Raw genomic sequence first — 25,281 nt, 5'->3', positions numbered from 1 at the left:
GCAAGCTGAGGTGTGGACGCAAGAAGAGGCCAAATCGCAAAACCTCCAGCTGGGCAAAATGACTTGCCGAAATTCTCAGTGCAAATCGACGGACGTGAAGCCCAAGTCCGAACTGGAAGGTTAGTGGGCGAGTAGCGAACTCGCCCACTTGAAAGCTAGTCTTCCGGCATGATGACGGCGTCGATGACGTGGATGACACCGTTCGAGGTCATGATGTCGGCCTGGGTCACATTGGCCTGGTTGACCGTGACGCCATTGGTCGCGTCGATGGCGACGGTCGAGCCCTGGACGGTTTCCACCGACAGGGTCTGGCCGGCCAGCTGGTCGGAGGTCACGGCGCCGGAGACCACGTGATAGGTCAGGATGGCGGCGAGCTGATCACGGTTTTCCGGCAGGAGCAGGCTCTCGACGGTGCCTTCCGGCAGCGCTGCGAAGGCGGCGTCGGTCGGCGCGAAGACGGTGAACGGACCGTCGCTCTTCAGCGTATCAACGAGACCGGCGGCCTGGACGGCGGCAACCAGCGTGTCGAAGCTGCCGGCGGCAATCGCGGTATCGACAATGTCGGCCTGCTGTATGCTGCCATGGCCGGAACCGTGATGGTCCTTGACGGATTTGGACGGGGCGTCGGCCAGGGCCGGGGCGGAAATCAGGGCGGCCGCGGAGACGGCGAGAGTTACGAGACGCATGATGGCGCTCCCTTGGTTCGGGTGAAGCGGCACCGCCAAAATGGCGCCGCGGGTCGTCGGGTCTCGTGCACAAGACAAAAGCTCATACGGTATGAGTTCCGGATCAGATGAATGATTGCGGCGATTTAATCTGGGAGGGTCCGCCGGGCGGCCGCAAGCCTCGTGCTTGCGAGGGGCGGGTGCGCTGGCTTTAATGGCGTCAGCTCAAAAAGAGGGGGAGCGACATGATGCTTTTGACACTCGCCGGCCTGATGCTGGCCGTGACCGATCCGGGCGCCGGGCACGATCATCCACCGGTCATCGTGCCGCCGGGCGAGGGCGAGGCGGTCGGCGTCCCCTTCCATCCGGTCGACAAGCTCCTGTCGGAGGAGGACAATGCCGACGGGCTGGCCTTTTACGAATTCCGCGTGCCCCCGCAGAGCGCCGGCGCGCCGCCGCATACGCACACCCATGAGGACGAGTTCTTCTATGTCGTGTCCGGCACGGTGAGCTTTCTCAATGGCGAGGAGGTGGTGGCCGGCGGGCCGGGCACTTTTGCCGCGATGACGCGCGGTCATGCCCACGCCTTCTGGAATGCCGGCGAGGACGAGGCGGTGATGCTGGTCGGCGTGTCGGCCGGCGAGTTCGAGACCTTCTTTGATGCCGTGGCCGCGGAAGTCGCGGCGGCGCCGCCGGCCGGGCCGGAGGAAATGGGTGCGCTGGTCGGCCGCCTGGCGGCCGAGCGCGGCATCGAGATCCGCATGGACCTGCTGCCGGACGAGGCGGCCGAGCTGTACGGCATGCCGCCGCGCTAGGGCTGTTTTCCCAACCCGCCACCGCCCGGCGTGTCGATCTCGACGGCGTCGCCGGGATCAACCTCGATGCGGAACAGGCCGGGCAGGTCCTCGGTCTCGCCATTGGCGCGCTCGACGCGTTGCTGGCCCGGCCTGGCCGCGCCGCCGCCCTTGAGGCCGAAGGGTTCTTCCTTGCGGCGCGAGGACAGGAGGGCGACCTCCATGGCCTCCAGAAAGCGCAGCTTGCGGCTCGAACCGTGGCCGCCGGGCCATTGGCCGGTACCGCCCGAGCCGGGGCGGATGCGGTGATGTTCGACGCGCACCGGGTAGCGCAGTTCGAGCACTTCCGGGTCGGTCATGCGCGAATTGGTCATGTGGGTGTGGATGGCGTCGGTGCCGGCGAAGCCGTGCCCGTCATTGTCGAGCCCGGCGCCGGAGCCGCCGCAAATGGTCTCGTAGTACTGGTGGGCCGCATTGCCGAAGGTGAAATTGTTCATCGAGCCCTGGCTGGCGGCGAGCCGGCCGGTGGCGCCGAACAGGGCGTCGACCACAAGCTGGCTGGTTTCCACATTGCCGGCGACCACGGCGGCCGGCGGTTTCGGGTTGAGCAGGCTGCCGTCCGGGATGATCAGCTCGATCGGCTTGAGGCAACCCTCATTGAGCGGGATGGCGTCGCCGACGAGGCAGCGGAATACGTACAGCACGGCGGCGCGGGCGACCGAGGCCGGGGCGTTGAAATTGCTCGGGCGCTGGGGCGAGGTGCCCGTGAAGTCGACGAGCGCCGTGCCGGCCTCGCGGTTGACGGTGATGGCGACGCGGATCTCGGCGCCGTCGTCGAGGCGGACCGTATGCGAGCCGTCCGACAAGGCGCCGATGACCCGGCGCACGGCGCGCTCCGCATTGTCCTGGACGTGGCCCATATAGGCCTTGACCACATCGAGCCCGTTGTCGGCGACGAGGCGGTGCAGGGCGTCGGCGCCGCGGGCGCAGGCGGCCAGCTGGGCCTTCATGTCGGCGATGTTCTGGTCGGGCTTGCGGGCCGGGTGGGGCCCGCCGGCGAGGATGTCGCGCACCCTGTCTTCGCGGAATTCCCCGTCGCGCATGACCAGGACGTTGGAAAACTGCACGCCTTCCTCGGCAATGTCGGTGGAGAAGGGCGGCATTGAGCCCGGTGCGATGCCGCCGATATCGGCATGGTGGCCGCGCGCGGCGACGTAGAACAGGCGCTCATTCGTCTCCGGGTCGTGCACCGGGGTGACGAGGGTGATGTCGGGCAGATGGGTGCCGCCATCATAGGGCGCATTGACGGCGACGGCGTCGCCGGGGCCGAGATCGGGGTGGGCGGCGGTGGCGGCGCGGACGCTGTCGGACATCGAGCCCAGGTGCACCGGCATGTGCGGCGCATTGGCGACCAGGCCACCGGTCGCGTCGAACACGGCGCAGGAGAAGTCTAGGCGCTCCTTGATGTTGACCGAGTGGGCGGTGCGCTCCAGCGCCACGCCCATCTGCTCGGCCACCGACATGAAGCGCTTGTTGAACAATTCGAGGCGGACCGGGTCGAGCTCGGTGGAGGCGGTTTCACCCGTGCTGGCGGCGCGGCGGTGCAATGACAGCATGCCGTCGGCGAGGCGGGTCGCCTGCCAGCCGGGTTCGAGCACGATGGTGGTGTTGGGGTCCATGACGAGGGCGGGGCCGTCACAGCGGTCGCCGGCGCCGAATGCGGCCAGTTGGAACACCGGCACATCGCGCCAGGCGCCGTCCTGGTAGAGCCGGGTGGTGGCGGCGGGCTGCGGCGTGCCGCAGGGGTCGGGCAGGGGCAGGGTCCAGTCCGATGCGCCGGGCGGGTCGGCCTCGACGGCAACGCTGACACTGTCGATCTCCAGCGCGCCCTCCGGCACGAAACCGAACAGGCGCTTGTGAGCGGCGGTGAAGTCGCGGCGCATGGTGTCGATGTCGGCGGCACTGACGGGCAGGGCGGTGTCCGAGCCGGTCACCCGGATGTGCAGTTCGGCATGGTGGCGCAAGGCGGCGGCGTCGAGCCCCTGGTCGAGCAGGGCCTGGCGGGCCTCTTCGGTGAGGCGCTCGATCTGGGCGGTGGCATCGCCGAGCCCGGAGTGGAGCGGCAGGCCGAGGCTGGCCTGGCGGGTTTCGCGGATCTCCGCCAGGCCGATGCCGAGGGCGGACAGGAGGCCGCCATAGGGGTGGATCAACACGGTGGTCATGCCGAGCGCGTCGGCCACCCGGCAGGCGTGCTGGGCGCCGGCGCCGCCGAAGGCCGCGAGGGCGTAGGCGGACGGATTGACCCCCTGTCCGATGGAGATCTGCTTGATCGCCTGGGCCATGCTCTCGATGGCCACGGCAAGGAAGCCCTCGGCGGCGGCTTCGGCGCTGTCCAGACCCATGGCGCCGGCGAGCTCGGAGAGGGCCCTGCGGCTGGCGGCGACGTCGAGCGGCTGGTCGGACTCGGGGCCGAAGACGTGCGGGAAGAAGTCCGGCTGCAGGCGGCCGAGAACGATATTGGCGTCGGTGACGGCGGCGGGACCGCCGCGGCCATAGCCGGCCGGGCCGGGCATGGCGCCGGCGCTGTCCGGGCCGACGCGGGCGCGTTCGCCGTCGAACACCAGGAGGGAGCCGCCACCGGCTGCCACCGTGTGCACAGCCATCATGGGCGCGCGCAGGACCTGCCCGGCGACCCGGGTTTCGCCGGTGCGCTCATACTGCTCGCCGTCAAAGCGTGACACGTCGGTCGAGGTGCCGCCCATGTCGAAGCCGATGACCTTGTCATGGCCGGCCGTGCGTGCGGTGCGGGCCATGCCGACGACACCCCCGGCCGGGCCGGAGAGCACGGCATTGCGGGCATGGAAGGCTGCCGCCGGGGCCAGGCCGCCGGACGATTGCATGAAGTAGAGCGGGGTCTCGCCGAGCCCCTCGTCGACCCGGCCGACATAATCGCGCAGCACCGGCGAGAGATAGGCGTCGAGCACGGCGGTCGAGGCGCGCGGGCCGATCTTGACCAGCGGGCTGGCCTCGGAGGAGCGGACGATGGTGGCAAAGCCGGCCTCGCGGGCCAGTTGCGCGAGGCGGTCCTCGTGGTCGGGGCGGGCCCAGGCATGCATCAAGCCGATGGCGACGCTGTCGATGCCGGCCTCGCGGGCGACCTCGAGGGCCCGGCGGGCGGCGGCTTCGTCAAGCGGCCGGATGACCTCGCCGCTGGCGCTGCAGCGTTCGTCGATTTCCGCCACCCGGTCGTAGAGCGGGTCCGGGCGGGCCAGGTCGAGGGCGAAGATGTCGGGCCGGGTCTGGTCGCCGATGACCAGGAGGTCGGCAAAGCCGGCGGTGACAAGGAAGAGGGTCGGCGCGCCCTTGCGTTCGAGCAGGGCATTGGTGGCCACCGTGGTGCCCATCTTGACGGCGGAGACCGGCGCCCCGGCCGACAGGCGGCGCACGCCCTCGCTGGCGGCGTCGGCATAGTCGGGGCTTTCCGACAGGAGTTTCAGGGCGTGCAGCTGGCCGTCGGGGGCGCGTCCGATGACATCGGTGAACGTGCCGCCGCGGTCGATCCAGAATTCCCAGGCTTTGTCTGACATGGCGCGAAGGGAGCGGTTTTTCTCGGCCGATGCAAGACGGGATGACGGTGGAATCGCGGGCAGGTGGTTTTGACTCGAAACTCGACCTCAACGGGTGTATGGTCCCGACGCATCATTCAGGGAGGAGATCATGGAAACACTGGACAAGACCGGTCTGGCCGATCGGCTGTGCGAGGTCGGCATCCCGGCGCCCCGGGCCAAGCTCCTGGACACCTCCATCCATGATGTCTTCCAGACCCTGGTGGCGAGCGACGCTCTGGGCAAGGCGTCGATCCTGCGGGCGCAGGGCAAGACCTATCCGCCGCTGCCCGCAGGCGGACAGGCCCAGATGAGCCTGGTGCTGTACTGGCTGAAATACGAACCGCCACTGCTCAAGGATATCATTTCCTCCCTGCCGACCGACGTGCAGCGTGTCTGGGCTGTGATCGATACCGTGATCGTCGTCCTGTATCCGCCGACCATCACGCCGACCGAATACGCCTGGGCGGCAGCCCGAGCCGAGGGCGTCGTGGCACCGGACGGCACCATACTCGGGGCGGCCGAGTACCAGGATTTCGATCCGGGCTGGCTGTGGGCCTTTTTCAACTACCTGATCAACCTGGTCGACGAGTCGCGCATCGCTCCCTTTTCGCCGCCGAAGGGTGGAGCGCCCCATGTCGGCAAGTTGCAGACCACGAACGATGAATGCCGGATTGCCCTGGTGGGCGATTGGGGTACGGGCAAGTTCGACGCGGGCGGCTATGACCCCGCCACCGACGTGCTGGCCGCGATCGAGCAGCAAAAGCCCGACTACATCATCCACCTCGGCGATGTGTACTATGCCGGCACCGAGACCGCGCCGCCGCCCGAGGAGGAGTCGAAGCATTTCCTGTCGATGTGGCCGGACATGCCGCCGGGACGCAGTTTCACGCTCAATTCCAACCACGAGATGTATGGCGGCGCGAACGGGTACTTCAACGTCGCGCTGGGGCGCACGGCGAGCGAGCCGACCCCGTTTGCCCACCAGAACGGGTTCTCGTACTTCGCCCTGACCATGGGTGATACCGCCATTGTCGGGCTCGACGCCGCCTATTTCGATCCGTCCGCGCTGTACATGGAAGGCGGGCTGGGCGAGCTGACCGGGCCGAAAGCCGATCCGCAATACGACTTCCTGCGACGCATCGCGGCGGCGCATTCCAACCTCACCCTGCTGACCCACCAGACGGCGATGACCATGGACGGCACGACACTCTTGCCGCTGTGGAGCGATGTGACCCAGGTCGTGGACGCCAAGCAGATCCGGCTCTGGTACTGGGGACATATCCACATGGGTATCGCTTATAGCGACGGCTCGGTGCTGGGCCAGAAGGGCATACGGACCGGCTGTGCCGGCCATGGCGCCATCCCGATGGGAGTGCCCTGGGGTCTGCAGCAGAGCGGACAGGGCATTGGCTGGTTCAGCCACACCAAGGTTGGCGGCACGGCTTATCCCAACCGGGTCAAGAACGGCTTCGCCATGCTGACGCTGAGCGCTGCCGGGTGCGCCGAAGCCTTCTACGAGCCGGGCAATCGTGATCCGGTGTGGACCCGCCCCGCGTCGGCAAACTAGCAGTCCAGGCAGGACTGGCGGGCCGGATGTCACGGCCCGCAGTCTGCCCTATCGCCTTCCGGCCCGCTTGGCGCTAAACCCGAAATCATGGGTTTCTGGCGGTCATTGGCGAACCGGCTCAACGGGCGAGAGGATTTTCTCGACTGTGACGGGTGTGACGACGCGATCATGCATCGCGTCGACGATGCCGATTTTGCCATGGCGCTGATCGGGCTCGGGGCCAAGATGGCCAAGGCCGACGGCCAGGTGTCCCGCAGCGAGATCCGGGCCTTCTACGAGGTCTTCCGGCCGCCACCGGAAGGCCGCGCGCCGCTCGACCGGGCCTTCGAGCTGGCCACCCGCACAACGCTGGGGTTCGACGGCTATGCCAGGCGCCTGGCCAAGCGGTTCCGCGCCAATCCGGCGATCCTGGAGGACGTGCTCGACGGGCTGTTCCACGTCGCCAAGGCGGACGGCAGCGTGACCCCGGACGAGATGGACTATCTCAGCCAGGTGGCGGAGATTTTCGGTTTCTCGGAGCTGGAGTTCCGGCGCATCCGTTCCGGCCATGTCGATAATGGCGATGCGGACCCCTACATGATCCTCGGCATCGATGCCGATATCAGCGATGCCGATCTGCGTCGTGCCTATCGCCGGATCGCCTCCCAGAACCACCCGGATCGGCTGATCGCACGCGGCGCGCCGCTCGAGGTCCAGCGCATGGCGAACGAAAAAATGTCTGCGATCAACGCGGCTTACCGCCAGATTCAGCAGGAAAGGGCGGGCAATCACGGCGTCGGTGATTGACTGGAGCCGCGAGAATGCCAACATGAAGGGGCGGGGGTGAGACCACTCTGAGCCGAACCGAGGACCCATGACAGACGCCCGACGCACTTCAACAAGCCTGTTTTCCAGCCGAGCCGGCCGGGTGGCGCGCGACGTGCTCGCAGCGCTGCTGGCGCTGGCCTTCCTCGGCGTGATCCTGTTTCTCGCGGCCATGCTGACGGCCGCCTTCCTGGTGGTTGCCGGGCTCGCCCTCCTGGCCGGCGGGGCCTACTGGATGTGGCGCAAGCTGCGCGGATCGAAATCCTCCGGTGACCCGAGCATCCTGGTGGCCACGCGCGGCCCGGATGGCTGGACGGTCGAAGGCATCGACCCGCAGGGCCGCTAGGGCCGAACCGGAAAGTCCCCGGTTTTCCGTCACTTCATTGCTTGAACCTTGGCTGGTCCCGGTCCATGACTGGGGTCATGAAACCACGTGACTTTCTCGCCCTTGTGGCCGTGTGTGTCGTCTGGGGCCTGAATTTCGTGGTCGCCAAATTTGCCGTCACGGGGGCGCCCGGCTGGGTACCCGGCTTTGACGGCGTGCCGCCGATCTTCTTCGCCTTCCTGCGCTTTGCCCTGCTCTACGCCTTCCTGGCGCCGTGGCTGATGCCGCGGCCCAAGGACATGAAGACGCTGCTCATCGTGGCCATGTGCATGGGCGGGCTGCAATACGTGCTGATCTTCATGGGCATGCAATGGGCGACGCCGTCGGGCATGGCGATCGCGCTGCAGACAGCGGTACCCTTCGCTACCATCCTGTCGATTTTCATGCTCAAGGAAACCGTCGGCCTGCCGCGCATCGCCGGCATGACGCTGGCCTTTGGCGGGGTCATGCTGGTGGTCGCCAACCCGCAGGCGGGCGATCTCACCTGGGGCCTGCTGATCGGTGTCGGCGCGGCCTTCGTGGCGGCGGTGGGGATGATCTACGTCAAGCGGCTGCCGCTCGATTCGATCCACATCCAGGCCTGGATCGGGCTGATTTCCTGGCCGCCCCTGCTGGCCCTGTCGCTGACCTTCGAGAGCGACCAGCTGGCGGCCACCCTGTCGGGCGGCTGGTGGTTCCTGGCAGCGCTCCTGTTCACCGTGGTGCTGGTCAATGTGTTCGGGCATGGCGTGTTCTACAGCCTGCTCAAGCGCTACGACGCCACGCTGATCGCCCCGATCACCCTGCTGGCGCCGCTGGTTGGGGTGATTTCGGGAGTGCTGCTGACCGGCGACCCGACAGGCTGGCGGCTCTATGTCGGCGGGGCGCTGACGCTGGCCGGGGTGGGTATCATCGCGGTGCGCCAGAACCGCAAGCTGCCGACCGCGGCGCTGGCCCGGGAGAAGACGCTATGAGCCTCAAGGTCAAGGCGGCGCCGTCGCCGAACTTCAACGAGCGCAAGCGCCCGGTCCGCTTCATCGTGCTGCACTATACCGGCATGGAGACGGGCGAGGAGGCGCTCGAAAAGCTGCGGGACGACAAGGTCGGCGGCCGGGTGTCGTCGCATTATTTCGTCGAGGAGGACGGGCGCATCTTCCAGCTGGTCGGCGAGGACAAGCGGGCCTGGCATGCCGGGCGCGGGTTCTGGAAGGGCGAGGACGACATCAATTCGGCCTCGATCGGCATCGAGATCGTCAATGGCGGACATGCCTTCGGCCTGCCGGACTTTCCCGAGGCCCAGATCGCGGCGGTGATTGATCTCGTGCGGGACATCATGGGACGGCATGGGATCGCGCCTGCGGATGTCATCGGTCATTCCGACATCGCGCCGGGCCGCAAGACCGATCCGGGAGAGAAATTCCCGTGGTCGCGGCTGGCCGAGGCGGGCTGTGCGCTGGCCTTGCCGGACACGTTCAAGGCCGGCGAGCCGATGGCCCAGCTCAAGCAGATCGGCTATGCGCCGGAACCGGGCCAGAGGGCGGTGGTCGAGGCTTTCCAGCGACGCTGGCGTCCAAGCCGGGTCGATGGCGCGCTCGACAAGGAAACCCGCGAGCTGATCGGGCGCGTGGCGTCGCTTGCTTGACGGGGCGTCCCAACTGGCCGACATACACCGCCGATCAGGTGGCCGGGCGGCCGCGGCAGCAGGTCCGGAAACGGCGCTGTCGAGGAAAGTCCGGGCTCCACGGAGGCACGGTGCCGGGTAACGCCCGGCGGGGGCAACCCCAGGGAAAGCGCAGCAGAGAACAGACCGCCCGCCTTGGCCCGCTTGCGGGCTCCGGCGTGGTAAGGGTGAAACGGTGCGGTAAGAGCGCACCGCCCCGACCGCAAGGAAGGGGGCTAGGCAAGCCCCACCGGGAGCAAGACCGAATAGGGATGGACGCCGCTTCGTGCGGCACGGGCGCCTCCGCCTGCCATCCGGGTAGGTCGCACCAGGCGTGTCGCAAGGCCCGCCGCAGATGAATGGTCGCCCAGTCCCGTTCGCGGGATGGACAGAACCCGGCTTACAGGCCGCCTGATCACCTTTTTCTGCTCCGTCATGGCCCTCAAAATGTGGCCTTTGCGCCACAATTGCGCCGTTTTCCAACAATCCACCGTTTTGCACTGCTGCCCGCCAAGACCGCGTAATTGCTGGCGCCGGGCTGTGGATATTAACTTCTTGTTCCGCATCTGTTCTTGATTTCGCGTCTCGCGAATACTTCGGAAGGCGCTCTAAACCATAACATATGACCTCTTCGTCATTGTTTCCCATGCTGTCCCATGATATCCCATAATTAACCATCGGTAGCCCGTGTTGGGGTTGGGGAGTGTCTGGGCGTGTTTCTGTCGACCACGAGCAATGGCGTTGACGCCAAGGGACGGGTTTCCGTCCCTGCGGATTTCCGCGCCGTGGTCCGGGGCGGTCCGTTTGACGGCATCATCGTCTGGCCATCCTTCGATGGCCCCTATCTGGAAGGTGGCGGTCAGGCCCTGCTCGAACGCTACCAGGCGCTGATCGAGGACATGGATCCGTATGACGAGGCGCGGGTCGCCTTCGAGCGGGCCATTTTCGGCGCCGCGCGGCCGCTCAACTTCGACGCCAATGGCCGGGTCACCCTGCCCAAGGAATTCATCGATCACGCCGGTCTGGACGGCAAGGCGACCTTTGTCGGTCTCGGTTCGCGTTTCGAGATCTGGCAGCCGGACGCCTATGAGGAGCACAAGTCCACGGCCCAGAGCTTTGCCCGCGACAACAAGCGCTCGCTGCGCCTGGCCCCGCGTCCGGGAGGCAGTGCATGAGCGCCAGCCCGCACATTCCGGTGATGCTGGAGGAGGTCCTGACCGCGCTCGAGCCGCGCGACGGGGCACTCTATGTCGACGGCACGTTCGGCGCCGGCGGCTATTCGCGGGCCATCCTGTCGGCCGCCGATTGCCGGCTCATCGGCATTGACCGCGATCCGCGCGTGCAGTCGGCGGCGACCCAGCTGGTGCAGGCTGCCGGCGGCCGTTTCGTGTTCGCCGAGGCGCCATTCTCCGACATGGAGGAGGTGGTGCGGGCGCGCGGTGAGGCCGGCGTTGACGGCATCGTGCTGGATATCGGCGTGTCATCGATGCAGATCGACCAGGCCGAGCGCGGTTTCTCCTTCCAGAAGGACGGGCCGCTCGACATGCGCATGGCGGCGCACGGGCCGACGGCGGCCGATGCGGTCAACCATCTCAGCGAGGCGGAGCTGGCAGACATATTTTATGTCTACGGCGAAGAACGCCGTTCGCGCCGTGTCGCCAAGTTCATCTGCGAGGCCCGCCGCGAGGCGAAAATCGAGACGACAGGCCGTCTCGCCGACATCGTTTCCCGCGCAATGGGCGGAAAACATTCAAAGATTCATCCCGCCACCCGGGTTTTCCAGGCCTTGCGCATATTCGTCAATGACGAGCTCGGCGAGCTGGCTGCTGCGCTGGAGGCGGCCGAGCGGCTGCTCTTGCCGATGGGGCGCCTGGTCGTGGTTACCTTCCATTCACTGGAAGACCGCATGGTTAAGAGCTTCCTGCGGGCCCGAGCCGGGCTTGCCGGAGGCGGCGGATCGCGCCATGAGCCGGTCCGGGAGACCGGTCCCGAGCCCAGCTTCAAGCTGCTGCACCGCAAGGCGCTGGCAGCCAGCGCGGCCGAGGCCGAGGTCAATCCGCGATCTCGCTCTGCCAAGTTGCGAGCCGCCGTTCGAACCGCGGCGCCAGCCTTTGAAGAGGGGCCGGCTTCGCACAGTCATGTTGTGTCGCTTGCCCATCTGGAGGCTGCGCTATGATCCGCACGCTCAATGCGATTGCGCTCGTCGTGGCCGCCTGTCTCGCCGTCGCGCTGTACATCGCCAAGGCCGAGGCCCGGAGTTCGGAAGAGCGACTGGAGGAGATCCAGGCGCAACTCGCCGAGGAGCGTCGCGAGATCAATGTGCTGAATGTCGAGATTGCCCATCTCGAGGACCCGGAACGCCTGCGCGCCCTGGCGCGCCGCTATCTCGGCTTCGAGCCCCTCGATCCGGCACGGGAGGTCGAGTTGAACGATCTGCCGCTGCTGGCCGAACCGTCTGCGCGCCCGCCCCACGGGCGACCTGATGAGCGCCTGGTCAGCCAGGCGCCGGTGCCGCGTGCCGGGCCGGTCGAGCCGCATCCGGTCGGGGGGTCGGACTGATGCGTTGGTGGCCATTCCGCAAGCCGGTCTCGGCCGAACGCAAGGGAACGACCCTGCCGCCGCTGGCCGAAGCCGCGCCGGCCGACATGTCCCGCCTGTTGCGTATCGAGAGCGACGAGACCCGCGCCATTGACGCGGCACGCTCCCGCCTGCGCGTCATCGGCATGAGCCTCGGCGTGTGCTTCGCCATTCTCGCGGTGCGGGCCATGGATATCGCTTTCACCGGGCCGGCCGTGGCGGCGCCGATCACGGCGAGCAGTGACGCGGTGCCGCGCGGCGACCTGTTTGACCGCACCGGCGAAGTCCTTGCGACGACACTTGAAACCCACTCCCTGTACGCCGACCCGGCCCTGGTCTGGGACGCGGGGGAGACCGCGGAGGCGCTGGCCGCCGTCCTGCCGGACCTCGACGTGGCCAGCCTGACCGAGCAATTGTCGTCGCGCCGACGCTTTGTCTGGGTCAAGCGCAACCTGACCCCGCGCCAGCGCCAGGCGGTGTTCTCGCTCGGCCTGCCCGGGCTCGGTTTCCGTACCGAGCCGCGCCGGGTCTATCCGCGCGGGCGGCTGGCCTCCCACATTGTCGGCTATACCGACCGGGACCTGCAGGGTCTGGCCGGCGCCGAAAGGGCCTTCGACGGCGCGCTGCTGTCCGGTGACGGGCGGCCGGTGGCGCTGTCGATCGACATGTCGGTGCAATTCCATCTCGACGAGGTGATGCGCCAGACCATGGCCGAATTCAACGCCGACGCGGCGGTGTCGATCGTCATGGATGTTCGCACGGGCGAGATCCTCGGCATGGTCTCGCTGCCTGATTACGATCCCAACCGTCCGATGGAATCGCAGAACGGCGAGCGCCTGAACCGGGCTGCCCAGTCGGTCTACGAGATGGGCTCGACCTTCAAGGCCTTCACCGTGGCGCTGGCTCTCGAGCAGGGCACGGCGACGCTGGAAAGCGGCTATGACGCCTCCAATCCGCTGCGTATCGGCGGCCACACGATCCACGATTACCACGCCGAGAACCGGCGCCTGACATTGTCGGAGATCTTCACCCACTCGTCCAATATCGGCTCGAGCCTGATCGCCCTGGAGGCCGGGGCGGAGGCGCAGCGCGGCTTCCTCGGCGACCTCCGCCTGCTGGAGCGGGCCCCGATCGAGCTGGCGGAAAGTGCCGATCCGCTGCTGCCGCGCCAGTGGGGACCGACCGAGACGGCGACGATTTCATACGGGCACGGCCTGGCGGTGAGCCCGATCGCGACGATCGCCGCCTTTGCCGCCATCGCCAATGACGGCGTCTATGTGCCGCCGACCCTGCTGCCGATCGCGGCTGACGAGACGGTGGTCGGCGAGCGCGTGATGTCGAGCGAGGCGTCGCGCGCCGTGCTCGATTTGATGCGCGAGAACGTGACAGACGGAACCGGCGGCAATGCCGAGGCGCTGGGCTACCGGGTGGCCGGCAAGACCGGGACGGCCGAGAAACCGTCGCGCGGCGGTTATGACCGCAACCGTCTGGTGTCGTCCTTCTCCGCCGTCTTCCCGCACGATGATCCGCAATACGCGTTGCTGGTGCTGCTCGACGAGCCGCACGGCAATGAATCCACCTATGGCTATGCAACGGGTGGGTGGACAGCGGCCCCGGCGGTGGGCGAGATCGTGTCGCGCATCGCGCCCATCCTGGGCGTGGGCCGGACCGACGACGCACCCGACGAGCGGGCGGCGCGGGTCCGCGCCGTATTCATGCCGGAGGATAGTCGGTGACACTGGATGAGCTGATCGTCGGAGAAGGCCTGGAGGTCGCGGGCGGGGACACCGAGATCAGCGGACTGACGCTGGACAGCCGCAAGGTGCAGCCGGGCTGGCTGTTCGCGGCCCTGCCGGGCGTCAAGATGCACGGCCGGGCGTTTATCGGTCAGGCCATCCAGGCCGGTGCCGCGGCGGTGCTGACCGACAGCCCGCTGGAAGGCGTGGCGGTTCCGGTCATTGTCACGGCCGAACCGGCCGCCCTGCTGGCCCGCATGGCGGCGCGCTTCCATCCGCGCCAGCCGCACCACATCGTCGCATTGACCGGAACCAATGGCAAAAGCTCGACGGTCGAGTTCCTGCGCCAGATCTGGGCCGGTGCCGGACGCGAGGCGGCCTGTCTCGGCACGCTCGGCGTGACCCGTGGCGACGCGGTGGAATACACCGGCTACACGACGCCGGACGCGGTGGCGCTGCAGCGCGCGCTCGACCGGCTGGCCGGCGAGGGGGTGACCCACCTGGCCATGGAAGCGTCGAGCCACGGTCTCAAGCAGCACCGCCTCGATGGGGCCCGGATCAAGGTCGGCGCATTCACCAACCTGACCCAGGATCATCTCGACTATCACCCCGATTTCGATGATTACTTCGCATCCAAAGAGTTGCTGTTCACGCAGCGTGTCGACGGCGATGGCCGGGCCGTCATCATGGTCGATGACGAGTGGGGTGCGCGCATGGCGCAGAGCGCCCGCGCGCGCGGACTGGAGACCGTGACGGTCGGTTGGCGCGGCGATGATCTGATGATCCGGGAAATCACCCCGCGCCCGGCCAGCCAGGACGCGGTGTTCGACTGGCGCGGCAAGGAATATCGGATCGAGATCCCGCTGGTCGGCGAGTTCCAGATCCTCAACGCTCTCCTGGCCGCCGCGATCGCGCTGGCCGAGGGTATTGATCCGACGGTCGTGGTGGGCACGCTGGAGCGGCTCAAGGGAGTTGCGGGGCGGCTGGAGAAAGTCGGCGAGACCCGCCAGGGCGCACCGGTGCTGATCGATTTCGCCCATACGCCGGACGGGCTGGACAAGCTGTGCAGGGCGGCGCGGCCGCACACCCAGGGCAAGGTTGTTCTGGTGTTTGGATGTGGTGGTGATCGTGACCCCTCCAAGCGGGAGAAGATGGGCCGGGTGGCCGCGAAACTGGCCGACCAGGTCATCGTCACCGATGACAATCCCCGATCCGAGGATCCCGCCGCCATCCGCCGCGCCGTGCTGGCCGGCTGCCCCGAGGCCGAGGAGATCGCCGACCGCGCCAAGGCGATCCGGCGCGGCGTGGCCTTGCTGGGCGAGGGGGATTGCCTGCTGGTCGCCGGCAAGGGGCATGAGGACGGTCAGATTGTCGGCGATGTCGTTCACCCCTTCGATGATCGCGAGGAGGGGCGCAAGGCGTTGGCCGAGCTGGGGGTGATGCATGACGGATAGGGCTGATCAGGGCGAGCCCTTGTGGACGGCGCGCCAGGCGCTGGCGGCGACCGGCGGGCAATTGCACGGGTCAACCGATTGGGTGTGCCGGGGCGTGTCGATCGACACGCGGACGCTCGAGCCGGGCGACCTGTTCGTGGCGCTCGAGGATGTACGTGACGGTCATGATTTCGTCCGCGCTGCCGAGACGGCCGGAGCGGCGGCGAGCCTGGTGGCGCGCGCCGACACCGGGGACGGCGCCCGGCTGCAGGTGCGCGACACGCTGAAAGGGCTGCGCGACCTTGGCGTGGCCGCCCGCGAGCGCTGTGCCGCGATCCGGGTCGCGGTCACCGGCAGTGTCGGCAAGACCAGCGTCAAGGAAGCCCTGGCCCATGTTTTCCGGGCCGCGGGGCCGGCCCATTGGAGCGTCAAATCCTACAATAACCACTGGGGCGTGCCGCTGACCCTGGCGCGCATGCCCAAGGCCACGCAGCGCGCCGTGTTCGAGCTGGGCATGAACCATGCCGGCGAGATCCGAGACCTGTCGGGCCTGGTGCAGCCGCACGTGGCGCTGATCACCCGCATCGCGCCGGCACACCTGGAGCAACTCGGCTCGATCGAGGCGATCGCCGACGCCAAGGCCGAGATCTATGAGGGGCTGGTGGCGGACGGCGTGGCCATCTATCCGGCCGACGATCCGCTGGGCGATCGGCTGGCGCGCCAGGCCAAGCGCTCCTGTGCTGCCTTCATGATTGATTTCGGCACGGCGGCCGACGCCGCCGTGCGCATCGAGAGTTTCGAAACCGGGCTGGACGGCAGTCGTGGTGTGGCCAATGTCCTCGGCATACGGGTGCCGTTCCGTCTCGCCGCCACCGGCGCCCACTGGGCCTGGAATGCCGGGGCGATCTTCGCCGCCGCGGCCGGGGCCGGGCTGGACGCGCGCGAAGTCGCCGAGGCGCTGGCCGAGGTCGAGGCGGAAGCCGGGCGAGGCCAGTCGCGCAGCATCGCCATGCCGGGCGGCTCATTCACCCTGCTGGACGACAGCTACAATGCCAACCCGATGTCGATGGCGGCCGCAATCGCGGCACTGGGAGCGGCCCGACCGGGCCAGGGCGGGCGTCGCATCGCCGTGCTCGGCGAGATGCTGGAACTGGGTCCGAAGGCGGGCGAGCTGCACGCCGAACTGGCGCAGCCGCTCAAGGCCGAGGGGATTGACCAGGTGGTCACTTGCGGCGCACTGATGCGCCACCTGCACGATGCCTTGCCGGAGAGCCGGCGGGCAGGCTATGCGAAGGATGCATCGGCCGGGCTCGACCTGGTCAAGTCGATGGTGCGACCGGGCGATGTGGTTCTCATCAAGGGCTCCAACGCGTCCGGCCTGCATCGCATCGCCGCCGCGCTGAGTGACGGCTCCGCGTTTGGACTGACGGAGGCCTGAGGCCGACATGCTCTATCTCCTGCTCGCGCCGCTGGCCGAGGACCTGCAGCTGGCCAATCTGCTGCGCTACATCACGTTTCGCACCGGCCTTGCCCTGTTCACCGGAATGATCATCGCCTTTGCCTTCGGCAAGCCGATGATCAACTGGCTGCGCAAGAAGCAGGGCAAGGGCCAGCCGATCCGGGCGGAGGGCATTGAGCGGCATGTGGTGGAAAAGGCCGGCACGCCGACCATGGGCGGCTTCCTGATCCTGATCGGGGTGATGGTGGGCACGCTCTTGTGGGCGGACTTGACCAACCAGTATGTCTGGATCGTGCTGTTCGTCACCGCGGGCTTTGGCCTGGTCGGGTTCATCGACGACTATCTCAAGGTGACCAAGCAGACGACGGCCGGGTTTGGCGGCAAGTTCAAGCTGGCCTGCGAGTTCGTGATCGCGCTGATTGCCGTGTTCTGGACCACGGCCGCCGCCCGCGAGTTCGGAACGCCGGACGCCGTCACGACCTCGATCGCCTTCCCCTTCTTCAAGGACTTCCTGTTCAATATCGGGCCCCTGTTCTTCGTTTTTGCCTGTATCGTCGTGGTCGGGGCCGGCAATGCCGTCAACATGACGGACGGGCTGGACGGGCTGGCCATCGTCCCGGTGATGATCGCCGCGGCGACCTTCGGCGCCATCGCCTATGTCGTCGGCCGGGTCGATTTCGCCGAATACCTGCAGGTCCACTACACCGCCGGCACCGGCGAATTGCTGGTCTTCTGCGGTGCCCTGCTGGGCGCCGGGCTGGGCTTCCTGTGGTGGAACGCACCGCCGGCCATGATCTTCATGGGTGATACCGGGTCGCTGTCGCTGGGCGGGGCGCTCGGAACCATTGCCGTGGCGGTCAAGCACGAGATCGTGCTGGCCATTGTCGGCGGGCTGTTCGTGCTGGAGATGGTCTCGGTGATGGTCCAGGTGGCCAGCTTCAAGCTGACCGGCAAGCGGGTCTTCCGCATGGCACCGATCCACCACCATTTCGAGAAGCATGGCTGGGCCGAGCCGACCATCGTGATCCGCTTCTGGATCATCGCCGTGGTTCTGGCGTTGATTGGACTCGCAACCCTGAAGCTGAGATAGAGTCGAGGGTATGATCCCGATCCACGCATATGAGGGCCGCCGGGTGGCCGTGTTCGGATTGGGGCGGAGCGGCATCGCCACCGCCAAGGCGCTGCTGGCCGGTGGGGCCAAGGTGTCGAGCTGGGATGACAGCGAGGCATCGCGCACCGCCGCCGAGGCGGCCGGTCTCGAGCTCGATGACCTGAACCGGCGCGACTGGGGCGATGTCGCCGCTCTCGTGCTGTCGCCGGGCATCCCGCTGACCCATCCCAAGCCGCACCGCATGGTCGAGCTGGCCCGGGCCGTGGGCGCGCCGGTGATCGGCGATATCGAGCTGTTCGCCCAGGCCGTCGAGGCGATGCCGGACAGGCGCCGACCCAAGATCATCGGCATCACCGGTACCAACGGCAAGTCGACGACGACGGCGCTGATCGGCCACATCCTGCAGGAATCCGGTCGCAAGGCGCTGATCGGGGGCAATATCGGGGCGCCGATCCTGTCCCTGCCGGCGCCCTCGCCAGGGGCCCACTACGTGCTTGAGCTGTCGTCCTATCAGCTTGACCTGACGCAATCATTGCGCGCCGACGTGGCGGTGCTGCTGAACCTGTCACCGGACCATATCGACCGGCATGGCGATCTGCAGGGCTATTTTGCGGCCAAGCAACGCCTGTTCCAGATGCAGGCGCCCGACGGCATCGCCGTGATCGGCATCGATGACAATGACACGGCGGGGTATTTCTCGCGCCTGCGCGGGCAGCGCCGCGAAGACCAGGTGATCCCGATTTCCGTCGGGCGGGTGTTCGCGCGCGGCGTGTATGCGCTCGGTGACCGCGTCTATGACGCCCTGGACGGGGCTTCGCACCCGGCCGTCGACCTGTCGCACGCTCCGGCCCTGCCGGGCCGTCACAACGCCCAGAATGCCGCGGCGGCACTGGCCGCTGTCCGGGCGCTGGGCGTGACGGCACGGGCGGCGGCGAAGGCCATGGCGAGCTTTCCCGGTCTGCCGCACCGGCTCGAGCGTGTCGGCGTGCTCGACAACGTCTCCTTCGTCAATGACAGCAAGGCGACCAATGGCGAGGCCGCGGTGCAGGCGCTCAACTGTTTCGACCGGATTCACTGGATCGTTGGCGGACGGGCCAAGGAGGGCGGCCTGGCGACCACGGAACCGGCTTTCGGGCGGGTCGCCAAGGCCTATCTCGTGGGCGAGGCCGAGAAGCGCTTCGCATCCGAACTGGATGGCAGGCTGGAGTATGAGCGATGCGGCACGATCGAGCAGGCGCTCGAGGCGGCGACGCGCGATGCCAGGGCCGGCGAGGGCGCACGCATGGTCCTGCTGTCGCCGGCCGCTGCCTCCTTTGACCAGTTTTCCAGCTATGAGCAACGCGGCGATCATTTCCGTGACCTGGTCGCGGGCCTGATCGAACGCGAGGGTGCCGGAGCCGGCGCCGAGGAGACGGCCAAGTGAAAGACAGCTTGCCCCGGGCGGTCGCGACCTGGTGGCGGGGCGTGGACCGGACCCTGCTGGTCATTGTCATCGCCCTGATCATGACCGGCCTGGTGCTGTCGATGGCGGCCAGCCCGGCGGCGGCCGAACGCCTCAATCTCGATGACCCGTTCTACTTCCTCTACCGGCAGAGCGTGTTCGCCGGGCTCAGCCTGATTGGCCTGCTCGGCATTTCCATGCTCAGCCTGAAGGGCGCCCGGCGCCTGGCCGTTCTGGGATTGCTGGGCTCGCTGGTCCTGATGGTGGCAATCCTGTTCATCGGCCACGAGGTGAAGGGGGCGACGCGCTGGATCCGCATCGGATCGTTCGGTCTGCAGCCCTCGGAATTCCTCAAGCCGGCCCTGATTGTCACCGCGGCCTGGCTGTTCTCGGAGGAAAAGCGCGGGGCGCCGATTCCCGGCCGGCTGATCGCCTTCGCCTTGTACGGCATCGCCATCGTCCTGCTGATGCTGCAGCCGGATTTTGGCCAGTCAGTGCTGCTGACGCTGATTTTCGGGGGCATCTTCTTTGCCTCCGGCCTGTCCTGGCTGTGGGTGGCAATCCTCGGCGGATTGGCGGTGGCCGGGTCGGGGCTGGCGTACATGACCCTGCCACACGTGGCCAGCCGGGTGCAGCGCTTCCTCGACCCTGAAAGCGGCGACACCTACCAGATCGACCGCGCCACCGAGGCCATCTCGCGCGGCGGCATTGCCGGCGTCGGGCCGGGCGAGGGCGAGGTCAAGCACTTGCTGCCCGACGCCCACACCGATTTCATTTTCTCCGTGGCGGCGGAGGAATTCGGCCTGATGGCCTCGCTCGCCATCATCGGGCTGTTCGCCCTGCTGGTGGCCCGGGCGTGGTTGCAGGCGATGCGGCTCAATGACAGTTTCGCGCAACTGGCGGTGGCCGGGCTGGCGCTGCAATTCGGACTGCAATCGCTGGTCAATATCGCCGTAAACTTGAACCTCATTCCGCCCAAGGGCATGACCTTGCCCTTCGTGTCCTATGGCGGCTCATCGATGCTGGCGCTGGCCTTCGGGGCCGGCCTCATGCTTGCCTTCACCCGGCGCCGCCCCGGCGCCTACACACCCAGGTTCAGTCCATGACGCCACGTCGCTGCCTGCTTGCGGCCGGAGGAACCGGCGGCCACATGTTCCCCGCCCGGGCCGCCGCCGAGGCGCTGATCGAGCGCGGCTGGCAGATCCGGCTGGTCACCGATGCGCGCGGCCTGCGCCATGCCGAAGGTTTTCCGGCGGTCGCCGTCGACACCATCAATTCGGCCAGCCCGTTCACCTCGAACCCGGTCAAGCTGGTGAAGGCCGGGGTCGAGCTGACCCAGGGCATGACCCAGGCGCATGCCATCATGAACCGCTGGAAACCCGATGTCGTGGCCGGCTTTGGCGGCTATCCGGCCTTTCCGGCCTTGGCCGTGGCACAGGCGCGCGGTCTGCCCTTCGCCATTCACGAGCAGAACGCGGTCCTGGGCCGCGTCAATCGGGTATTCGCCGGCCGCGCGGGCTTCGTGGCCTCGGGTTTCGAGCGTCTCGACCGGCTGCCGTCGAAAGCGCGCAAACGCCATCTTCTGACCGGCAATCCGCTGCGCGAGGCGATCCTCGAAGCGCGCGCTGCGGGCTATCCGGAACTGACGCCGCAGGGGCGCATTAACATCCTCGTCCTGGGCGGCTCGCTGGGCGCGCGCATCCTGTCGGAGACGGTGCCGGCGGCCATCGCGGCGCTGCCGCAAGACTTGAGGGCCCGCCTGGACGTGGTGCAACAGACGCGCGAGGAAAACCTCGATGAGGCGCGCGAAACCTACAGGTCGGCCGGAGTGAATGCGCGCTGTGAACCCTTCTTCGACGATGTCGGCGGCCTCTATGCGGCCACGCACCTGGTGATCGGCCGGGCCGGGGCCTCGACAGTGTCCGAAGTGGCGGGGGTCGGCCGGCCGGCGATCTTCTGCCCGCTTGCCATTGCCGCTGACGATCACCAGGCCGCCAATACAGAAGGCCTCGAAAAATCGCTCGCCGCCGATGTGCTGCGCGAGGGCGATTTCACCGTCGAGCGCCTGAGCCAGTTGCTTGAAACCCGTTTGTCCAAACCCGAGGACCTGAAGGAGCGCGCCGCCGCGGCGCGCTCGCTCGGTCGCCCCGATGCCGCCGAAGCGCTGGCCCGGGCGGTCGATGGTCTGGTCCGTGGAGCCCTCGTATGAAATTCAAAGATCTTCCCTTCCAGGTCGGCCCGATCCATTTCGTCGGCATCGGCGGTATCGGCATGAGCGGCATTGCCGAGGTGATGCTGAATCTGGGCTATGAGGTGCAGGGCTCGGACATCAAGGAAAACCCCAATGTCGAGCGCCTGCGCGAAAAGGGCGCCCGGGTCATCATCGGCCACGGACCGGAGAATGTGGACGGGGCGGGCGCTATCGTGGTGTCCTCGGCGATCAAGCCGAACAATCCGGAATTGCTGGCCGCGCGCGGCATGCGCATACCGGTGGTGCGCCGGGCGGAAATGCTGGCCGAGCTGATGAGGCTGAAGTTTGCGGTCGCGGTCGGTGGCACGCACGGCAAGACCACAACGACATCGCTGGTCTCGGTGTTGATGGACGCGGCCGGTGTCGATCCGACGGTGATCAATGGCGGCATCATCACGGCCTATGGCTCCAACGCCAAGGTCGGGCTGGGCGACTGGATGGCGGTCGAGGCGGACGAGAGCGACGGGTCCTTCCTGAAGCTGCGCGCGACCATCGCCATCATCACCAATATCGATCCGGAGCACATGGAGCATTACGGCGATTTCGACACCCTGCGCGCCGCCTTCCACCAGTTCGTCTCCAATCTGCCCTTCTACGGCTCGGCGGTGCTGTGCTCGGATCATCCCGAAGTGCAGAGCCTGGCCAGCAAGATCGAGGATCGCAGGGTCATCACCTACGGCTTCAACCCGCAGGCGGATGTGCGGATCCAGAACCTGCGCTCGACGCCGGAAGGGTCGACCTTCGACCTGGCCTGCCGGGTGCGCGGCCAGGAGATGCAGTACTGGTGCAACCTGTTCCTGCCGATGATGGGCGAGCACAATGTGCTCAATGCCACGGCAGCGCTGGTGACGGCGCGCGAGCTCGGCCTGACCGAGGACAAGGCCAAGGAGGCGCTCAAGGGATTTGGCGGCGTCAAGCGCCGCTTCACCCAGACCGGCACCTGGAACGGCGCCCGCATCATCGATGATTACGGCCACCACCCGGTCGAGATCAGCGCCGTTCTCAAGGCGGCGCGCCAGGCGTCGCACGGCAAGGTGATCGCGGTCATGCAGCCGCACCGCTATTCACGCCTGCACGATTTGTTCGAGGAATTCTCGACCTGTTTCAATGATGCCGACAGCGTGCTGGTGACACCTGTCTACGAAGCCGGCGAGGACCCGATCGAGGGTGCCGACCAGGCCCACCTGGTCGACAGCCTGGGCTCGCACGGGCATCGCGACGCCATCGCGGTGACCCGCGACACGGTCGCCGAGGAAATCGCCAAACGGGCCGGCGAAGGGGATGTGGTGATCTGCCTCGGGGCCGGTGACATCACCGGCTGGGCGTATGAATTGCCGAATGAGTTGGAGGGCGTTGGCGCATGAGTCTGGTCGACCGCCTGCCCGATGTGCGCGGCAAGTATGTCGAGTCCGCGCCGTTGAAAGACATCACCTGGCTGCGCGTCGGCGGGCCGGCGGAAGTGCTTTACCTGCCGGCCGACGAGGCCGACCTGGCGCGCTTCCTGGCCGAGACGCCGGATGAAGTGCCGGTGCACGTGCTGGGGGCCGGGTCCAACACGCTGGTGCGTGATGGCGGCGTGCCCGGCGTGGTGATCCGTCTGGCCGGACCGTTCGCTCGGACCGAGGCCATGGACGGCCAGCGGCTGCGGGCAGGGGCCGGGGCGCTCGACAAGATGGTCGCCAAGGCGGCGGCCAAGGCCGGTCTGGCCGGGATGGAATTCCTGGTCGGCGTACCGGGGACGATCGGCGGGGCGCTGCGCATGAATGCCGGCTGCTACGACCAGGAGACCAAGGACATCGTGGTCGAGGCGGTGGCGCTGGACCGGTCCGGGCGCCGCATTGTCGCTTCACCCGAAGAGCTCAATTACGCCTATCGCCATTGTGACGCGCCGGAAGACTGGATCTTTACCGAAGCGGTCCTGCAGGGCACGCCGGACACGACCGAGGCGATCACCGCCCGGATGGAGGCGATCACCGCCCGGCGCGAGCAAACCCAGCCGATCCGCGAGAAGACGTCCGGCTCGACCTTTGCCAACCCGGATCCGCCCGGCACGCCGGACCAGCGCAAGTCGTGGCAGCTGATCGACAGTGTCGGCGGCCGGGGCTATCGGGTCGGCGGGGCGCATTTTTCCGAACACCACTGCAATTTTCTGATCAATGAAGGCGATGCGACCGCGGCCGACCTGGAACAGGTCGGCGAGGATATCCGGGCCCGCGTCCGCGAAACACACAAGATCGACCTGCGCTGGGAAGTCCGGCGCATCGGGGTCGACAAAGGGGAATAGGCCGATGAGCAAGCAGCTGGAACAACTGGTCGCCCCGGTGCGCGACAAGTTCGTCGAGGCCTACACGCTGTGGGTTGCCGAAATGGCGCAGCAATTCGACGAGGGCGTGTGCGAGCATCCCTTCAAGATCGCCTCCAACCCCAATCTGATGCGGCAGCTCTATCGTGTCGATTTCGCCGTCAGCCTGAAGGACCAGCCGGAATTCCGCGAGTTCAAGATGGAGAGCATGCTGGGATTCCAGCCGGCCACCGGGCCACTGGACGGCATGACCCTGCACCTGCACCCGTTCCGCTGGGACGGTGCGGTGGTGCAGATCGACGGCGCGGTGTGGGACGAGACCGGGCTGGAGCAGTGGTTCGAGCGCTGGTTCGGCCTGGTGATGGGCGCGCCCATCGCGTCCGCGCGCGGGCAGCCGTCCGGCCGCATCCATGCGGTGGTGCGTGAGGGGCAAGCCCTGCACATCGACTTCGGTTCGGCGCCGGTCGCCGCCCTGGGCGAACTCGCCGAACTGGCGCGGCGCAGCGGCGTGGCGCATTTCGGCGTGCATGATGCCACCCTGCTGGCCCAGCAGCAGGCCGGTGGTGGTCAGGGGCAGACCCTGTCATGACCCGGCGCGTCGCGGTTCTGCTCGGCGGCCTTTCGCCGGAGCGTGAAGTCTCCCTCGTCTCCGGCCGGGCGTGCGCCAAGGCGCTGCGCAGCAAGGGCTATGACGTGGTCGAGATCGATGCTGGCCGGGACTTGTACACCCAGCTGGTCGAGGCAGACCCGGACATTGTTTTCAACGGCTTGCACGGCGAGTGGGGCGAGGATGGCCTGGTCCAGGGCGTGCTCGAGCATTTCGGCAAGCCCTATACCCATTCCGGCGTCGCGGCGTCGGCCCTGGCAATGGACAAGCAGCGCGCCAAGGATGTGCTGCGGGCCGCCGGCATTGCATGCCCGGAAGGCTTCATCGCCAACCGGTTCGAGGCCGCCAGGACCCACGCCATGGAACCGCCCTACGTGGTCAAACCCAACGCCCAGGGTTCTTCGGTCGGCGTCCACATCATCCTGGAAGGGGCCAACCAGCCGCCACAACAACTCGCCGGCGAGGGCTGGGGGCTGGGTGACGAGGTGCTGGTGGAAAAATACATCCCCGGCCGCGAGCTCACCGTGGCGGTCATGGAAGACCGGGCCCTGTGCGTCACCGAGATCGTGCCGAAGACGGCGTTCTACGACTATGACGCGAAGTACCTGACCGGCGGATCCGATCATATTTTACCGGCCAAGATTCCGGCCGCAGTGGAAAAGCAGGCCATGGAACTGGCGGTGAAAGCCCATCAGGCGCTGGGCTGCCGGGGCCTGACGCGCTCTGATTTCCGCTACAATCCCGACGAATCCAACCCTTTATGGTTACTCGAAATTAACACCCAACCGGGCATGACTCCTACTTCATTGGCGCCAGAACAGGCGCAGTTTTGCGGGATCGAGTTTGCTGATCTCGTGCAATGGATGGCGGAGAACGCGTCGTGTCGAAGGTAGGGCGTGGCG

The 25,281-nt window shown here is 67.3% G+C and carries 22 protein-coding genes and 1 other RNA gene; 21 read left to right on the top strand and 2 right to left on the bottom strand.

The features are described from left to right. Positions 1-155: 155 nt before the first annotated feature. On the bottom strand, positions 156-689 hold the full coding sequence (locus ACXYMR_RS01435) for a fasciclin domain-containing protein (protein ID WP_458941910.1): 534 nt from the start codon (positions 687-689) through the stop codon (positions 156-158). Positions 690-910: 221 nt separating this feature from the next. On the opposite strand from ACXYMR_RS01435, the gene ACXYMR_RS01430 reads away from it, so the two are divergent. Beyond that, entirely contained in the window at positions 911-1,480 is a 570-nt protein-coding gene (locus ACXYMR_RS01430; protein ID WP_458940964.1) for a cupin domain-containing protein, read from the top strand. On the opposite strand, the gene ACXYMR_RS01425 is transcribed toward ACXYMR_RS01430, so the two are convergent. Continuing rightward, a complete protein-coding gene (locus tag ACXYMR_RS01425) occupies positions 1,477-5,046 on the bottom strand; it encodes a hydantoinase B/oxoprolinase family protein (protein ID WP_458940963.1) in 3,570 nt (1,189 codons plus the stop codon). The genes ACXYMR_RS01430 and ACXYMR_RS01425 overlap by 4 nt on opposite strands. Before the next feature lie 130 nt (positions 5,047-5,176). On the opposite strand from ACXYMR_RS01425, the gene ACXYMR_RS01420 reads away from it, so the two are divergent. From ACXYMR_RS01420 to ACXYMR_RS01325, 20 genes are all read left to right on the top strand, one after another. Beyond that, positions 5,177-6,634 (top strand): metallophosphoesterase family protein, encoded by a 1,458-nt coding sequence (locus ACXYMR_RS01420; protein ID WP_458940962.1) that lies wholly within the window; start codon positions 5,177-5,179, stop codon positions 6,632-6,634. Between the two features lie 87 nt (positions 6,635-6,721). After that, complete coding sequence (locus tag ACXYMR_RS01415) at positions 6,722-7,420, top strand: TerB family tellurite resistance protein (protein WP_458940961.1); 699 nt, start codon at positions 6,722-6,724, stop codon at positions 7,418-7,420. A 67-nt stretch (positions 7,421-7,487) separates the two neighbouring features. Beyond that, the gene (locus ACXYMR_RS01410; protein WP_458940959.1) at positions 7,488-7,784 is read left to right on the top strand and encodes a hypothetical protein; all 297 of its coding nucleotides are present in this window, start codon (positions 7,488-7,490) and stop codon (positions 7,782-7,784) included. Positions 7,785-7,861: 77 nt separating this feature from the next. After that, entirely contained in the window at positions 7,862-8,776 is a 915-nt protein-coding gene (locus ACXYMR_RS01405; protein WP_458940958.1) for a DMT family transporter, read from the top strand. Continuing rightward, positions 8,773-9,444: an N-acetylmuramoyl-L-alanine amidase gene (locus ACXYMR_RS01400; RefSeq protein ID WP_458940957.1), complete on the top strand. Its 672-nt coding sequence runs from the start codon at positions 8,773-8,775 to the stop codon at positions 9,442-9,444. The genes ACXYMR_RS01405 and ACXYMR_RS01400 overlap by 4 nt, the downstream gene beginning before the upstream one ends. A gap of 34 nt (positions 9,445-9,478) precedes the next feature. Continuing rightward, positions 9,479-9,881, top strand: an RNA gene (rnpB, locus tag ACXYMR_RS01395) — RNase P RNA component class A. 294 nt (positions 9,882-10,175) lie between these two features. Then, on the top strand, positions 10,176-10,637 hold the full coding sequence (locus ACXYMR_RS01390) for a division/cell wall cluster transcriptional repressor MraZ (RefSeq protein WP_458940956.1): 462 nt from the start codon (positions 10,176-10,178) through the stop codon (positions 10,635-10,637). Then, a complete protein-coding gene (gene rsmH / locus ACXYMR_RS01385; protein ID WP_458940955.1) occupies positions 10,634-11,638 on the top strand; it encodes a 16S rRNA (cytosine(1402)-N(4))-methyltransferase RsmH in 1,005 nt (334 codons plus the stop codon). Before ACXYMR_RS01390 ends, rsmH begins: the two co-directional genes overlap by 4 nt. Further along, positions 11,635-12,021, top strand: coding sequence for a cell division protein FtsL (gene ftsL / locus ACXYMR_RS01380; protein WP_458940954.1), 387 nt, complete (start codon positions 11,635-11,637; stop codon positions 12,019-12,021). The genes rsmH and ftsL overlap by 4 nt, the downstream gene beginning before the upstream one ends. Then, positions 12,021-13,775 (top strand): peptidoglycan D,D-transpeptidase FtsI family protein, encoded by a 1,755-nt coding sequence (locus tag ACXYMR_RS01375; protein WP_458940953.1) that lies wholly within the window; start codon positions 12,021-12,023, stop codon positions 13,773-13,775. The genes ftsL and ACXYMR_RS01375 overlap by 1 nt, the downstream gene beginning before the upstream one ends. Continuing rightward, the gene (locus ACXYMR_RS01370) at positions 13,772-15,229 is read left to right on the top strand and encodes a UDP-N-acetylmuramoyl-L-alanyl-D-glutamate--2,6-diaminopimelate ligase (RefSeq protein ID WP_458940952.1); all 1,458 of its coding nucleotides are present in this window, start codon (positions 13,772-13,774) and stop codon (positions 15,227-15,229) included. Before ACXYMR_RS01375 ends, ACXYMR_RS01370 begins: the two co-directional genes overlap by 4 nt. Continuing rightward, the gene (locus tag ACXYMR_RS01365) at positions 15,219-16,646 is read left to right on the top strand and encodes a UDP-N-acetylmuramoyl-tripeptide--D-alanyl-D-alanine ligase (RefSeq protein WP_458940951.1); all 1,428 of its coding nucleotides are present in this window, start codon (positions 15,219-15,221) and stop codon (positions 16,644-16,646) included. The genes ACXYMR_RS01370 and ACXYMR_RS01365 overlap by 11 nt, the downstream gene beginning before the upstream one ends. Positions 16,647-16,653: 7 nt before the next feature. Next, on the top strand, positions 16,654-17,757 hold the full coding sequence (gene mraY / locus ACXYMR_RS01360; RefSeq protein WP_458940950.1) for a phospho-N-acetylmuramoyl-pentapeptide-transferase: 1,104 nt from the start codon (positions 16,654-16,656) through the stop codon (positions 17,755-17,757). Between the two features lie 10 nt (positions 17,758-17,767). Then, positions 17,768-19,201 carry a UDP-N-acetylmuramoyl-L-alanine--D-glutamate ligase gene (gene murD / locus ACXYMR_RS01355; protein ID WP_458940949.1) on the top strand — a complete coding sequence of 478 codons (1,434 nt, stop codon included), beginning with the start codon at positions 17,768-17,770 and terminating at the stop codon, positions 19,199-19,201. After that, the gene (gene ftsW, locus ACXYMR_RS01350; protein WP_458940948.1) at positions 19,198-20,325 is read left to right on the top strand and encodes a putative lipid II flippase FtsW; all 1,128 of its coding nucleotides are present in this window, start codon (positions 19,198-19,200) and stop codon (positions 20,323-20,325) included. Before murD ends, ftsW begins: the two co-directional genes overlap by 4 nt. Continuing rightward, positions 20,322-21,428 carry an undecaprenyldiphospho-muramoylpentapeptide beta-N-acetylglucosaminyltransferase gene (gene murG, locus ACXYMR_RS01345; protein WP_458940947.1) on the top strand — a complete coding sequence of 369 codons (1,107 nt, stop codon included), beginning with the start codon at positions 20,322-20,324 and terminating at the stop codon, positions 21,426-21,428. Before ftsW ends, murG begins: the two co-directional genes overlap by 4 nt. Next, positions 21,425-22,834, top strand: a complete 1,410-nt coding sequence (gene murC, locus ACXYMR_RS01340) for a UDP-N-acetylmuramate--L-alanine ligase (RefSeq protein ID WP_458940946.1) — start codon at positions 21,425-21,427, stop codon at positions 22,832-22,834. The genes murG and murC overlap by 4 nt, the downstream gene beginning before the upstream one ends. Beyond that, positions 22,831-23,754, top strand: coding sequence for a UDP-N-acetylmuramate dehydrogenase (gene murB, locus ACXYMR_RS01335; RefSeq protein WP_458940945.1), 924 nt, complete (start codon positions 22,831-22,833; stop codon positions 23,752-23,754). The genes murC and murB overlap by 4 nt, the downstream gene beginning before the upstream one ends. Positions 23,755-23,758: 4 nt before the next feature. Next, positions 23,759-24,361: a hypothetical protein gene (locus ACXYMR_RS01330; RefSeq protein WP_458940944.1), complete on the top strand. Its 603-nt coding sequence runs from the start codon at positions 23,759-23,761 to the stop codon at positions 24,359-24,361. Next, positions 24,358-25,272, top strand: coding sequence for a D-alanine--D-alanine ligase (locus ACXYMR_RS01325; protein WP_458940943.1), 915 nt, complete (start codon positions 24,358-24,360; stop codon positions 25,270-25,272). Before ACXYMR_RS01330 ends, ACXYMR_RS01325 begins: the two co-directional genes overlap by 4 nt. The last annotated feature ends 9 nt before the right edge of the window (positions 25,273-25,281 follow it).

This window comes from Maricaulis sp. CAU 1757, assembly GCF_054482675.1.
This window is presented reverse-complemented; position numbering and strand designations above follow the sequence as displayed.